At 67.1% G+C, this 12,295-nt stretch carries 10 protein-coding genes and 1 pseudogene; 2 read left to right on the plus strand and 9 right to left on the minus strand.

Annotated elements, in window-relative coordinates; genetic code table 11:
- Together HMPREF3067_RS09640 and smc are read right to left on the minus strand one after the other, a co-directional pair.
- A pseudogene (locus HMPREF3067_RS09640) lies at positions 1–753 on the minus strand (hypothetical protein); the annotation flags it as partial.
- A 50-nt stretch (positions 754–803) separates the two neighbouring features.
- Entirely contained in the window at positions 804–4,310 is a 3,507-nt protein-coding gene (gene smc, locus HMPREF3067_RS09645; protein WP_070769511.1) for a chromosome segregation protein SMC, read from the minus strand.
- 234 nt (positions 4,311–4,544) lie between these two features.
- On the opposite strand from smc, the gene HMPREF3067_RS09650 reads away from it, so the two are divergent.
- Positions 4,545–5,108 (plus strand): TetR/AcrR family transcriptional regulator, encoded by a 564-nt coding sequence (locus HMPREF3067_RS09650; protein ID WP_083319261.1) that lies wholly within the window; start codon positions 4,545–4,547, stop codon positions 5,106–5,108.
- A 61-nt stretch (positions 5,109–5,169) separates the two neighbouring features.
- On the opposite strand, the gene HMPREF3067_RS09655 is transcribed toward HMPREF3067_RS09650, so the two are convergent.
- The 5 genes from HMPREF3067_RS09655 to HMPREF3067_RS09675 are packed head-to-tail and all read right to left on the minus strand — an operon-like array spanning position 5,170 to position 9,200.
- The gene (locus HMPREF3067_RS09655) at positions 5,170–5,451 is read right to left on the minus strand and encodes an acylphosphatase (protein WP_070769513.1); all 282 of its coding nucleotides are present in this window, start codon (positions 5,449–5,451) and stop codon (positions 5,170–5,172) included.
- Positions 5,452–5,487: 36 nt separating this feature from the next.
- Positions 5,488–6,987, minus strand: a complete 1,500-nt coding sequence (locus HMPREF3067_RS09660) for an alanine/glycine:cation symporter family protein (RefSeq protein WP_070769514.1) — start codon at positions 6,985–6,987, stop codon at positions 5,488–5,490.
- A 34-nt stretch (positions 6,988–7,021) separates the two neighbouring features.
- Positions 7,022–7,846, minus strand: a complete 825-nt coding sequence (gene mutM / locus HMPREF3067_RS09665; RefSeq protein WP_070769515.1) for a bifunctional DNA-formamidopyrimidine glycosylase/DNA-(apurinic or apyrimidinic site) lyase — start codon at positions 7,844–7,846, stop codon at positions 7,022–7,024.
- A 29-nt stretch (positions 7,847–7,875) separates the two neighbouring features.
- The gene (rnc, locus tag HMPREF3067_RS09670) at positions 7,876–8,655 is read right to left on the minus strand and encodes a ribonuclease III (RefSeq protein ID WP_070769516.1); all 780 of its coding nucleotides are present in this window, start codon (positions 8,653–8,655) and stop codon (positions 7,876–7,878) included.
- Positions 8,652–9,200 (minus strand): YceD family protein, encoded by a 549-nt coding sequence (locus HMPREF3067_RS09675; RefSeq protein ID WP_070769517.1) that lies wholly within the window; start codon positions 9,198–9,200, stop codon positions 8,652–8,654. The genes rnc and HMPREF3067_RS09675 overlap by 4 nt, the downstream gene beginning before the upstream one ends.
- Before the next feature lie 172 nt (positions 9,201–9,372).
- Between HMPREF3067_RS09675 and HMPREF3067_RS09680 the strand changes: the two genes are divergently transcribed.
- Entirely contained in the window at positions 9,373–9,933 is a 561-nt protein-coding gene (locus HMPREF3067_RS09680; RefSeq protein ID WP_141759383.1) for a hypothetical protein, read from the plus strand.
- Between the two features lie 72 nt (positions 9,934–10,005).
- Here the strand turns inward: HMPREF3067_RS09680 and HMPREF3067_RS09685 are convergent, their stop codons facing one another.
- On the minus strand, positions 10,006–10,755 hold the full coding sequence (locus HMPREF3067_RS09685) for a DivIVA domain-containing protein (RefSeq protein WP_083319262.1): 750 nt from the start codon (positions 10,753–10,755) through the stop codon (positions 10,006–10,008).
- Positions 10,756–10,902: 147 nt separating this feature from the next.
- The gene (gene gdhA, locus HMPREF3067_RS09690; protein WP_070769519.1) at positions 10,903–12,249 is read right to left on the minus strand and encodes an NADP-specific glutamate dehydrogenase; all 1,347 of its coding nucleotides are present in this window, start codon (positions 12,247–12,249) and stop codon (positions 10,903–10,905) included.
- Positions 12,250–12,295 lie beyond the last annotated feature (46 nt).

Raw genomic sequence — 12,295 nt, forward strand, 5'->3', positions numbered from 1 at the left:
CGTAGGCGCCGGGGTCTCCGCGAGCGCGCGCTCCGCAGAGCTGGTCTGCGCGTCGGCGGCCACCGCGGCTTCCTCGGCCTCCCCGGTGGAGGTCTCATCCTGCGCGGGCTGGTCCGCGGCCTCCGGCTCCTGCGGGGTCGCCGGGGTTTCCGGCTCAGCCGGTTCGGCCGGCGCGGCCTTCTCCCCTGCTTCGGCCTTCTCGGCTGCCTCGGACGGCTTAGCCTTCTCAGGATCCTCAGACGGCGCCGCGGCTTCGGCACGGTCGGCCTCGGAGGCGAGCGGGGCGTCGGCGAGCTCATCGGACTTCGCGCGGGCGACGGCCGCGGCAGCGATATCGGTGACGCTCTCGGGCTTTTCGCCGCCGGGCTTGCCGGCGTTCGGCTCCTGACCGTCCGCCTGGGCGGAGTCAGCCTTGCGGACGTCCACCTTCTCGCTGTCAGCCTTGGCCGGCTCGTCGTGGGCAGAGGCGAAGACCGCGGCCATGCCCGCGGCGTTCGCGTTGCCGGTGGCGTTCGGTGTGCCGGCGGGCTGCTTGTCGGGCTCGCTGCCGGCGGCGAAGTTAAAGCCGGACTTGGCCTGGTAGTTTCCCGATTTTTCCTGCTGGGTCAGTTCCTTTGTCTCGGTGTCTTCCTGGTTGAAGGACACCTTCTTGCTCTCGCCGCGGCGCTTGCCTACTAAAACCACCGCCACTAGGGCGATGACGATAAGCACGACGACGGCAATGCCAATCCATAGCGCTAAGTTAGATTCCATGCCTTCCATAGTGCCAGCAAACGGCCGCGTTAGTGAGGTGGGCCCGGGGTTTAACCCCGGGCGGAGGCATCGACGCCGAGGCGGGCGGCATCGTCCGCAGCCTGCTCGGTGCCCGGAGCCGTGCCGGCGGGGTTCATGCGCTGGGAGATGACCCGGGTGACGCCGTCGCCGCGCATGGTCACGCCGTAGAGGACGTTGGCCACGTCCATCGTCGGCTTCTGGTGGGTGATCACGATGAGCTGCGAGTCGTTGCGCAGCTCCTCGAACAGGGCGATAAGCCGGCGCAGGTTGACGTCGTCGAGGGCGGCTTCGACCTCGTCCATGACGTAGAAGGGCGAGGGGCGGGCGCGGAAGATGGCGACCAACATCGCCAGCGCGGTCAGGGACTTCTCCCCGCCGGAAAGCAAGGACAGGCGCTTGACTTTCTTCCCCGGCGGGCGGGCCTCGACTTCGATGCCGGTGGTCAGCATGGAATCCGGCTCGGTGAGCACCAAGCAGCCCTCGCCGCCCGGGAAGAGAGTGGAAAAGACCTTCGGGAATTCGGCCTCCACGTCGCGCCAGGCGTCGGTGAACAGCTGCAGAATGCGCGCGTCGACGTCCTCGATGACCCCTTCCAGGTCGCGGCGGGCCTGGATGACGTCGTCGAGCTGCGTGGAAAGGTAGCGGTAGCGCTCCTCCAGCGCGCGGTATTCCTCCAGCGCCAGCGGGTTGACCTTGCCCAGCGAGTTCAAGTCCTTCTCCGCCTGCTTGAGGCGTTTGTTCTCCGCGGCCTGATCGAACTCCGGGCCCGGGGTGTAATCGCGCAGCAGGTCGGCGATGGAGATGCCGAGCTGCTCGGTGACCTTTGCCTCGGCCTCGTCGACGCGGACCTGGGCCTGGGTCTGGGCAACCTCGGCATCGTGGGCCTGCTGGGTGAGTCTTTCGGTCTGCTGCCGGGCCGAGGAGACGGCCTGCTTGGCCGAGGCCAGCCGCGCGTTGAGCACGTTGCGCTGGTTGACCAGCTCGTCGCGGCGCTCGGTAGCGCGGTCGAGGGCGTCCGCGGCCCGGGCGGCCAGGTCCTCGGCGTGGCGCTGCACGGCGGCCGCCAGGCGGGCCTGCGCGCGGCGGCGGGCCTGGGCGTTGTCGTGCCACTGCTTGGCTAGGCGCTCGTTTTCGGCTTGGCGGCGCAGGTTGTCAGCCTTGCCGGCTACCTGGGAGACCTTCTCCTGCGCCGAGCGCGCGGCGTACTGGGCCTCCACCTGGCGGTTTTTAGCCTGCTCCAGCGCCGCCGATGCCGCGTCCCGCGCCGCGGAATCCGGCTCCTCGGTGGCCTCGTCGTCATCGACGCGGCTGAGCCGATCGCGGATCTGCTCTAGTTCTTCGCGCGCCTTATCGAGCTCGACATCCAGCTCGGTGGCGCGGGCGGCGGCCTTCTCGTGTTCCTTGGTGTTGGCCTCGACCTGCTGGACTAGGCGCTGGTGATCTCGCTGCCAGGCCGCGATCTGGGCGTCGTGCTCCTGCAGGGCCGCGGTCGCCGAGGCCGCCGCGACGCGGGCCTCCTCGGCCGCCTGCTTGGCGCCCTCCAGGGTGCCGGACAGTCCCTCCGCGACGGTCTGCGCCGCTTCCAGGCGCTGGCGCGCCTGGGCGATCTGCGCGCTGACCTCCACGGTCGAGGACGCGCCGGTGCCGGCCTGCAGCCAGCCCTCGCCGCAAAGGACCCCGTCGGGGGTCACCGCCCGCAGGCGCGGGTCGGCGGCGACGACCTCCCGGGCGACATCCACCGTGGGCGCCAACACGACGTCGGCGAGCAGGCGGTTCAGGCCGGCGCTGACGGCGGGGGCTACCTCGACCTCGTCGAGCAGCCAGCTGGTCCCGGCGGGCAGCTCGGCCTGCAGGCGCCAGCCGGAGCTGGCCGGGGCATCGGTATCCACCACGGCGGTGCGGGCGGCGCCGATGAGCTTATCCAGCACCTCGCCGTCGACTTGCCCGGCCTGGGCCTCGGCAAAGGCCCCCAGCGCCGCGGCCAAGGCGGTGTCGTATTTCGTGGTGACGTGCTCGGCCAGCGGGGAAAAGGCCGCGCCGAGTTCGATGGCCGGCGGGGCGGTCTGCGCCAGGGTGTCGATCTGGGCGCGCAGCGTATAGACCTCACGGTCGCGGTCGCGCTGATCGTCGCGCAGCTGCTCGAGGCGTTTGTCGGCAGCTTCGGATTCGCTGGCGGCACGCACGTGGGCCTCGTCGAGCGGCTCGCGCTCGGCCTGCAGAGCGGTGAGCTTGTCGCCGATGTCGTCGGCCTCCCGGCGGGCGCTGTGCACGCGTTCCCGCGTGGACTCGCACGTGGCCTCCTGGCGGGCCAGTTCTGCCTCCGCTTGCTCCACGCGGGCGGCCTGGGATTCTTCCTGCGCGACCAGGCGCACCACTCCTTCGCGGCGGTCGGCCAGCGCGCGGACCTGGGCGCGGTGTTCCTTTTCCTCCGCGGCGTACTCCTCCTGGCGCGCGGCGACTTCTTCCTTGGCCTCCTCAAAGGCCTCGGCGGCGGCCTCGGCGCTGGCCAGCAGCATCTCGTAGTCCTCGTCCGCCTGGCGGGCGCGGGCCTCTAGCTCTTCGGGGTCTTGGCCCTGGTAGGCGGTGGCCTCGCCCGAGGTGCGGGCGCGTTCGGCGGCAATGCGCAGGGTCGCCGCGATCCGCTCGCTCAGGTTGGACAGGTCGAACCAGACCTGCTGGGCCGCCTCCGCTGCGGGGGCGATCTCTTCCAGCTCGGTCTCGATGTCAAGCTGGGCGCCGGTAGTCTCCTCCAGCGCGGCCTGGGACGTGGCCAGGGACGCGGAAACGCGCTGGGTGGCCGCGCGGGCATCGTCGAGCTGGCCGTGTAGGGAAACGATCCGGGCACCGGCCAGGCCCAGGCGGGCATCGCGCAGATCCGCCTGGACGGTGGCGGCGCGCTGGGCGGCCTCGGCCTGGCGGGCCAGGGGCTTGAGTTGCTTGCCCAGCTCCTCGGTCAGGTCGGTCAGCCGGTCGAGGTTGGCCTGCATGCCGTTGAGCTTGCGCTGGGCCTTCTCGCGGCGGCGCCGGTGTTTGAGGACGCCGGCCGCTTCCTCAATATAGGAACGCCGCTCCTCCGGCCGGGACTCGAGGATCTCCGCGAGCTTGCCCTGGCCGACAATGATATGCATCTCGCGGCCGATACCGGAGTCCGAAAGCAACTCCTGGATGTCCATGAGCCGCGCCTTGGAACCATTAATTTCATACTCGCTGGCGCCGTCGCGGAACATGCGACGGGTCACGGAGACCTCGCGGTAGTCGATGGGCAGCGCCCCGTCGGCGTTGTCGATGGTCAGGGTGACCTCGGCGCGGCCGAGCGGCTTTTTGTCGCCGGCACCGGCGAAGATGACGTCCTGCATCTTGCCGCCGCGCAGCGTCTTGGCGCTGCCCTCCCCCATCACCCACGCGAGGGCGTCGACCACGTTGGATTTACCCGAGCCGTTCGGGCCCACCACGGCGCAGATCCCCGGCTCGAATTTGAGCGTCGTCGCCGAGGCAAAGGACTTAAAGCCTTTGAGCGTGAGTGATTTCAGGTGCATTGGACAAAGTCTAACAACTTATCCTGCCCTGGCCGCGCACCAGACGCCGCTAACCACGGCGGATGACACCGTTTGGGTATAAGCGCAACCCATACCAAATGGCGTCAACATATCAGGTAAAATTTTGCTGAACTAAGTTAAAATTTCCCGTAAATCTGCTCTAGGATTAAATCTTGAACCTTAGTTCAACTTCCCCGGTTGAACCCTACCCAAGAAAGCTGAGTTGAGAACAAGGTGACCACTCCTCAGGCCCGGGCCTTGCGCGCTCACAACGAGCGCAGCAAGCAAGAGACCCGCCGGGCAGTTTTCCAGGCCGTCAAAGTCCTCGCTAAGGACAAGCTCTTTGCCGATATCACGGCCTCCGAGATCATCCGGACCGCGAAGATCTCGCGGTCCTCGTTCTACCGTCACTTCCCCACCAAAGACTCAGTAGTGGAACAGTTCATCCACCGCGTCTTCGACGAAATCGGCACCACCCCCTCGGCGCGCGATTCCCTGCGCAGCTACTGGGCCGCGGTGCTGGACAAGACCTGGCAGTACCGCGAGGAGCTGACCCTGGCCATTTCCGCCGGTGCGCACTACCGCATCCTGGAAGAGCTCAACAAGAACCTCGCGGAATTCGACGACACCATCGCCGGCGTGACATGGAACGGGCTTTTGTTCAACATCATCATGTGCTGGGCGGATAACGATTTCTCCATGCCCAAAGAGGAGCTTTTGGACCGCGCCGTCGAGGTCACCCACTCCCTGCCCGAGCCGCCGAACCTGGTCTCCACCACGATCCGCCCACCGCGCTAGCAGCCGCTGACAACCCCTGACAGCCGTTAAGAGCCGTTGACAGCGGCTAAGGCGCTGGGCTTTAGCGCTCGATGAATCCTTCCTCGCCCCGCGGGTCGGAATACTGTTCCACGACAGTATCCACCCGGCCCGGGCGAGACGTCGTTGTGGGCTCTTCCCGCAGCAGCTCGAGCAGCCGCGCGCAGCCTTCTTCCAGCCCTTCCGCCACGACCTGCACGCGCCCGTCCCGCAGGTTGGTCGCGTGCCCGGACAGCCCGAGCTCCAGCGCCCGCGAGCGGGTCCACCACCGAAACCCCACCCCTTGAACGTGGCCGTGGACGAAGGCGGTCATGCGCGTGGTCATTTGTGCTGTCACCTATTTTCTGTTGCGTGCGGCGGGCTAGGACTTGTCCGGGGTGGCATCGTCGCGCAAGATCTGGCGATCCTCGACGCTGCGCCGGGTGACCGGATCGCTGCCGTCCCAGCACTCGACGTTCTTGGCCTCAGGCAGCATGTCCCGGTGGAAGACCGGGTCCACGCCCTTGCGGCGCTGCTCGTTGTAGTTCTTGAGCAGCTTGATGGCCACGCCGCTCAGCGGCACGATGGCGACGATGTTGAGCACGACCATGGTCCCGGCGCCGGTATCTGCCAGCGAGAAGACCAGCGGCAGCGTGCCCACCGCGCCGAACCAGACGAAAAAGAGGACGACCAGGCGGAAGACAACCAACACGGCCTTGGAGCGCGACAGGTACTCCACGTTGGCCTCGGCCAAGTAGTAGTTGCCCAGGATGGAGGAAAACGCCAGGAAGAACAGGATGAAGGTCACGAAGTGGATGCCCCAGTCGCCCACCTCGGACGACAGCGCGGTCTGCGTCAGGGACACGCCCTCGGCCTCCTCGCCATAGTTGACCTCGGAGCCCAGCAAGATGATGAAGGCGGTGATGGTACACACGACCAGGGTGTCGAAGTACACGCCCAGGGTCTGCACAAGGCCCTGCTTGACCGGGTGGGAGACGGTGGCGGTCGCCGCGGCGTTCGGGGCCGAGCCCTCGCCCGCCTCGTTGGAGAACAGGCCGCGCTGGATGCCCTGCATCATGGCGGTGCCCAGGGCGGCGCCGGCGATCTCCTTGAAGCCGAGCGCGTGGCCGATGATGGTCTCGAACATAGCCGGGACGGCGTCCAGGTTGGTCACCACCACGAACAGGCCCACAATCAGGTAGGCGCCGGCCATAAACGGCACGATGAGCTGGGTCATGTTGGCAATGCGCTGGACGCCGCCGAAGATAATCAGGCCGGAAATCGCCGCGATGACCACGCCCACGATGGCCTTGAAGGCGAAGCTGTCGTTGCCCATCGAGGTCGACAGGGAATCCGCGATGGCGTTGGTCTGGAAGGCGTTGTAGACAAAGCCGAAGGTAAAGGCGATGGCGATGGAAAAGATTACGCCCAGCGGGCCCCAGCCCAGGCCGCGTTTCATGTAGTAGGCCGGGCCGCCGCGGTAGGCGTCACCGTCGCGGACCTTCCACAGCTGGGCCAGCGTGGACTCGATGAAGGCGGTCGCGCCGCCCAGAATGGCGATGATCCACATCCAGAACACCGAGCCCGGACCGCCCAGGGAGATGGCCACGGCCACGCCGGCGATGTTGCCGGTGCCCACGCGGGAGGCGGCCGAGATGGTAAACGCCTTGAAGGCGGAGATGCCGCCGTAGTCTTCGTCCTCATCGCGGCCGGTGCCGTTGGGCCGCTCGACGACGGCCTTGAACATGTCGGGCACCATGCGGATCTGGACCAGAACCGTGCGAATGCCGAAGAAGATGCCCGCGCCGATCAACAGCCACGGCACCACCCAGGTCCACAGAAAATCGTTGCCTGTGCCAACGATGTTTTCAAGAAAAGTCATGTAAATAACATAGCCTAGATCACCCTGTGGGAGATCACCCGAAGGTCTGGCACTGCGGGCAGTAGGACGTCGAGCGCCCGCCGAGGACCCGCCGCTGCAGGAGGCTGCCGCACCGCCGGCACGGCAATCCCGCCCGCCCGTAGGCGTTCAAGTCGCGGGAAAAATACCCGGACTCACCGTTGACATTGACGTAGAGGGAATCGAAGCTCGTCCCGCCGGCCGCCAGCGCGGTGCGCATGACCGCCGCGGCAGACTCGATGACCTCGCGGGCTCGGTACTGTCGCAGGGCGCTCGCCCGCTTTCGGGGGTCGAGGCCGGCCAGCCACAGGGCCTCGTCGGCGTAGATATTGCCGATCCCGGACACCACCGTCTGGTCCAGCAGGACCGTTTTGATGGGGACCTTCTTCGCCGTGATCCGGCGCGCGGCGGCCGCGATATCGAAGTTCGGGTCGAGCGGATCGCGGGCGATGTGCGAGATGGTTGCCAGCGGCCCGAAGTGCCAGCGGCCGAAGGTGCGCTGGTCGATGAAATCTAGCTCCACCCCGCCGGACAGCCGCGTGCGGATGCGCACGTGGGCGGAGTCGTTGTGACCCACCCGCAGCTGCCCCGACATGCCCAAGTGGATGAAGACCACGTTGCGGGCGGGGTCTGCGGCGGGCTCGTCGGCCAGCTCTAGCCACATGTACTTGCCGCGGCGGGCCACCGCGCGCACGCGGGCGCCCACGATGAGCTCACCCAGCGGCGCGTCCTGGCCGCGCGTGGCGCGCGGGTGGAGCACCTCGACGGATTCAAAGGTGCGCCCGACCACGTAGGGCTCTAGCCCACGGCGGACGACCTCAACTTCTGGTAATTCCGGCACAGTGTTTCAGGGTCTTCGGCTTCGCGGGATTAATCCGACCCCGCGCCCGGGTGCGCGGTGCCGGCGACCAGCCGCGGGGACTCGCGCAGCTTGCCGCAGGCCAGGTGAGCGGCCTGCTGCTCCGCCAGCTTCTTGTTGTGGCCCTCGCCGCGGCCGAATTCCTGGCCGTTGACCAGGGCGACGGCGGTGAAGGTCTGATCGTGCTCGGGGCCGGTGGAGCTGGCCTCGTAGACGGGCATCGGCGCGTGCAACTCCGCGCACAGCTCCTGCAGGGTGGTCTTCCAGTCCAGGTGGCGGCCGGCGACGGTGGCGGTATCAATCTTGTGCCTAAACAGGCACAGCACCACCCGGCGGGCGGTCGCGAAGCCGAACTGGCGGTAGATAGCACCCAGCAGCGCCTCCGTGGTATCCGCCAGGATCGACTCCTTGTTCGCCCCGCCGGAGGACTGCTCGCCCTTGCCCAGCAGGATAAAGGCGCCCAGGCCGATCTCCCGGGCGATGTCCGCCAGCCCGTAGCGCGAGACGATGGAGGCGCGCATCTTGGAAATGTCGGACTCGGGCCGAGACGGGTACTGCTCATAGAGCTCCGCGGCCACGGACAGGCCCAGCACGGCATCGCCCAGGAACTCCAGGCGCTCGTTGTTGGGCAGGTGGCCGTTCTCGTTGGCGAACGAGCGGTGCGTCAGCGCCAGGCGCAGGTGCTCATCGTCCAGGTTGACCTGGAGCTTCTCGCGCAGGGGCTCGTGATCCACCGCGTCGTAGGCGGCCGCCCAGGCGGCCAGCGGGTCTAGCTTTGCTTTCTTACTCACAGGAACTTCTCCAGTCCGGCCCACCGCGGGTCCACTGCCTCGTCGTCAGGGTCCTTTTCACCGGATACCCCGGCGGTCACGCCCTTGGGCGTTTGGATATCGCAGCCGTTCTCACAGACCGGGGCGAAAGGCAGGCTCAGACCGACCTCGTCGATGAGTGGCTGCAGCAGATCGACCTCGTCGCCTTCGACCTGGCCGATCTCGTCGCCGGAGCCCTGCTCTTCCTCGGACTCCGGGTCGCCGGTGATGAAATCCTCGTCGGCGGCATAAACCTGGCTGACGTGGATGTCCAGCGGCGGGTTCAGGGGGCTTAAGCACCGGGAGCACTCGCCGTGCAGGAGGCCGCGCACGTCGGCATCGACAAGCACGCCTCCACCCAGCGGGGTCAGGATCGCGTCCACGGTGAGCTCCTCGCCCTCCGGCACGGCGAGCATTTCGCCGCCGATGCGCGCTGGGGTGGGACCAGTCTGGCTGCGCTGGGTCGGCAGGCCCTCGGCGGACGCCCCCAGCAGCGAAGCAACGTTGAATTTCAGTGGTGAAGTCATATCACCGGATATCCTACCCCGCCGGTCAACACCGCGGCGCGCTGCCCAGACCCACAGCTGGCGCACGACTTTCCCGGCTAATCTGTCAGACCCCTGGGCACGCGGTCATAATGCGTTAGGTAGGCGGGTTTTCCCCTTAACAGCGCCGGCAAGCTACCTAGACTGGTAGACCATGAACATATCCATGTTGGCGGGCCTGCGCGAGGTGGCGTGGTCTTTCCCCCTCGCGGTCGTCGCCCCGACAGTCTGCCTGGGCGTGGTGGGCTGCCTTGTCCGCCGGCTACGCGGCCCGCACCCGGCCGGGCTAACCGGTTCCACCGGCTCCCGCCTGCGCCGCGTCTGCCTCAGCGCACTGCTGACCGGCATGCTCGTCGGCGCCCTGCTGTTTGTACCGGTCCCCTTCGAAATCACCGTCATGCTAGGCGCGGCCTGCATGGCGGTCTGCGCCGCCCAACTGACCTGGAGCGCGAAGGAACCGCTCAGTGCCGCGTTTTGTTCCGTGGGCGCGCTGACCACCGGGATCGGACTGGTCCATGCCTCCGTCTACGCGCTGGGGCTGCTCACCGGCCACGTCACCAGCGGTGGAGAAGGCGATCTGCTGACGCCCTTCCTCTTGCTGTGGCCACTGTGCGCGCTGCCCGGGCTCATCTTCGCCCTGATCGCAGCCTTCCTCAACATCAAGTCCGCGCCCGCCGAACCGGTACCTTCCCAGCGCACGCCGGCGTATTTCTAGCTACCGCGCCCGCCGCTCCCCAGCGCCCGCTGCTCGTCCAGCGGGCGCTTGCGCTTGCGCTAGAGGTTTGAGCTAGCCGCGGTTGTCGTAACCGGCGTCGTAGCCGTCGTAGGAGTCCTGGCCGTAGCCGTTATAACCGCGGGAATAATCGCTGCCGCCGGCCCGGCCGGCGGCGCCTGCGCCGCGGCGCAGGGCGGAGCGATCCGAGGAGATGGTGCGCAGCACGGAGTTGAGGGTTTCTTCGAATTCGCCGAGCTTGTTGTCCACAAACTCGTCGCACTCGGTGCGCAGGCGGTGGGACTCGGAGTGGGCGGTGTCCACGATCCGGTGGGCTTCCTCGTTCGCCCGGCGCGCCACCTCCGACTCGGAGACCAAGCGGTCCTGCTCTTCCTGGCCGGCAGCGACTGCGCGTTCGTAGGACTCCTGCCCCTGGGCGACGGCGCGCTCGGCGTCGGCGCGGGCCTTTTCCACGGTGGAGTCGGCCTCGTTCTGCGCGCGCTCGACCAAGCCGTTGGCGTGAGCCTGGGCGTCGGCGACCATGGACTCGGAGTCCGCCTGGGCGCGGGCGATGATGTCATCGGCCTGCGCGTTGGCGTCCAGCACGGTGTGCTCGGCGCGTTCCTCCGCGCCGCGGATAATCTCGTCCTGCTTGTCCAACACGTCCTGCGCGTCGTCGATCTCGACGGGCAGGGCGTTTCGCAGATCGTCCAGCAGGGCGAGCATCTCGTTGCGGGGGACCATGCAATTCGAGGTCATGGGAACGCCCCGGGCTTGCTCCAGGTTCTGTACTAGTTCATCAAGGCTTTCGAATACGCGGTACATGGTGACCAGCCTAGCCAGCGCGACCGGCCGCAGCGGCTTCCCACACTGGAAAAGGGCGGAAAATCTCAAGTTTAACCTGAGACTATTTCCGCCCCGTGCCGCAGACGCTTGAGCTCCCGCGGTATGCCCGCGCGTACCCCGCCGGTTTTAGATGACGCCTTGGGCCAGCATGGCGTCGGCAACCTTCTTGAAGCCGGCGATGTTCGCGCCGGCGACGTAGTCGCCCTCGCGGTCGTATTCCGCGGCGGTCTTGTCGATGTTGGTGAAGATATTCGACATGATCTGGCGCAGGCGGTCGTCGGTGTAATCGAAGGACCAGGAGTCCCGGGAGGCGTTCTGCTGCATCTCCAGCGCGGAGGTGGCCACGCCGCCGGCGTTGGCGGCCTTGCCCGGCACGAAGTTGACGTGGGAATCTTGGAAGGCGTGCACGGCCTCCGGGGTGCACGGCATGTTGGCGCCCTCGGCCACGTACTTCACGCCGTTGTCAATGAGCTGGCGGGCGGCGTCGCCGTCCAGCTCGTTCTGGGTCGCGCACGGCAGGGCTACGTCGGCGGCCACCGACCAAATGCCCGCGCCCGCGTGGTAGGCGACGTTGCCGCCGGCCTCCTCGGCGTAGGTCGAGATGCGCTGGCGGCGGTTTTCCTTAACGTCCTTGAGCAGCTCGATGTCCACGCCGTCCGGAGTGGTGACGTAGCCGGCGGAGTCCGACATGGCGACCACTGTCGCGCCGAGTTCCTGGGCCTTGGCAGCGGCGTAAATGGCCACGTTGCCACTACCGGAGACAATCACGCGGGCGCCGGAGAGGTCTTCGCCGTGGGCCTGGACCATCTGCTCGGTGATATAGACGGTGCCATAACCGGTGGCCTCGGTGCGCACCAGGGAGCCGCCCCAGCTGAGCCCTTTGCCGGTCAGGACGCCGGACTCGTGCTGGTTAGACAGGCGGCGGTACTGGCCGAAGAGGTAGCCGATTTCGCGGCCGCCGACCCCGATGTCGCCGGCCGGCACGTCGCGGTACTCACCGATGTGGCGGTGCAGCTCCGTCATGAAGGACTGGCAAAAGCGCATGATCTCCTGGTCTGACTTGCCTTTCGGGTCGAAGTCCGAGCCGCCCTTACCGCCGCCGATGGGCAGGCCGGTCAGGGAGTTTTTGAAGATCTGCTCGAAGCCCAGGAACTTGATGATACCCAGGTTGACCGACGGGTGGAAGCGCAGACCGCCCTTGTACGGACCCAGCGCCGAGTTGAACTGCACTCGGAAGCCGCGGTTGACACGGATATTGCCTTCGGCGTCGGTCCACGGCACGCGGAAGATGAGCTGACGCTCCGGCTCACAGAGCCGCTCGACCAGGCCGTAATCCGCGTAGTGGGGATCCTTTCCCAGCACGATCTTGAGCGAGTCCAGGACCTCGGAGAGCGCCTGGTGGAACTCCGGCTCGCCCGCGTTCCTCTTCAGCAGCTTGTTGTAGTAATCGGAAATCTGGAGGTCTACGGACATCTCTTCTCCTATGCTCGGAAGTAACTAATTGGCTTGGGCCAGCCCC

This window comes from Corynebacterium sp. HMSC04H06, assembly GCF_001815935.1.
In the GTDB taxonomy this organism is placed as follows: Bacteria; Actinomycetota; Actinomycetes; order Mycobacteriales; family Mycobacteriaceae; genus Corynebacterium.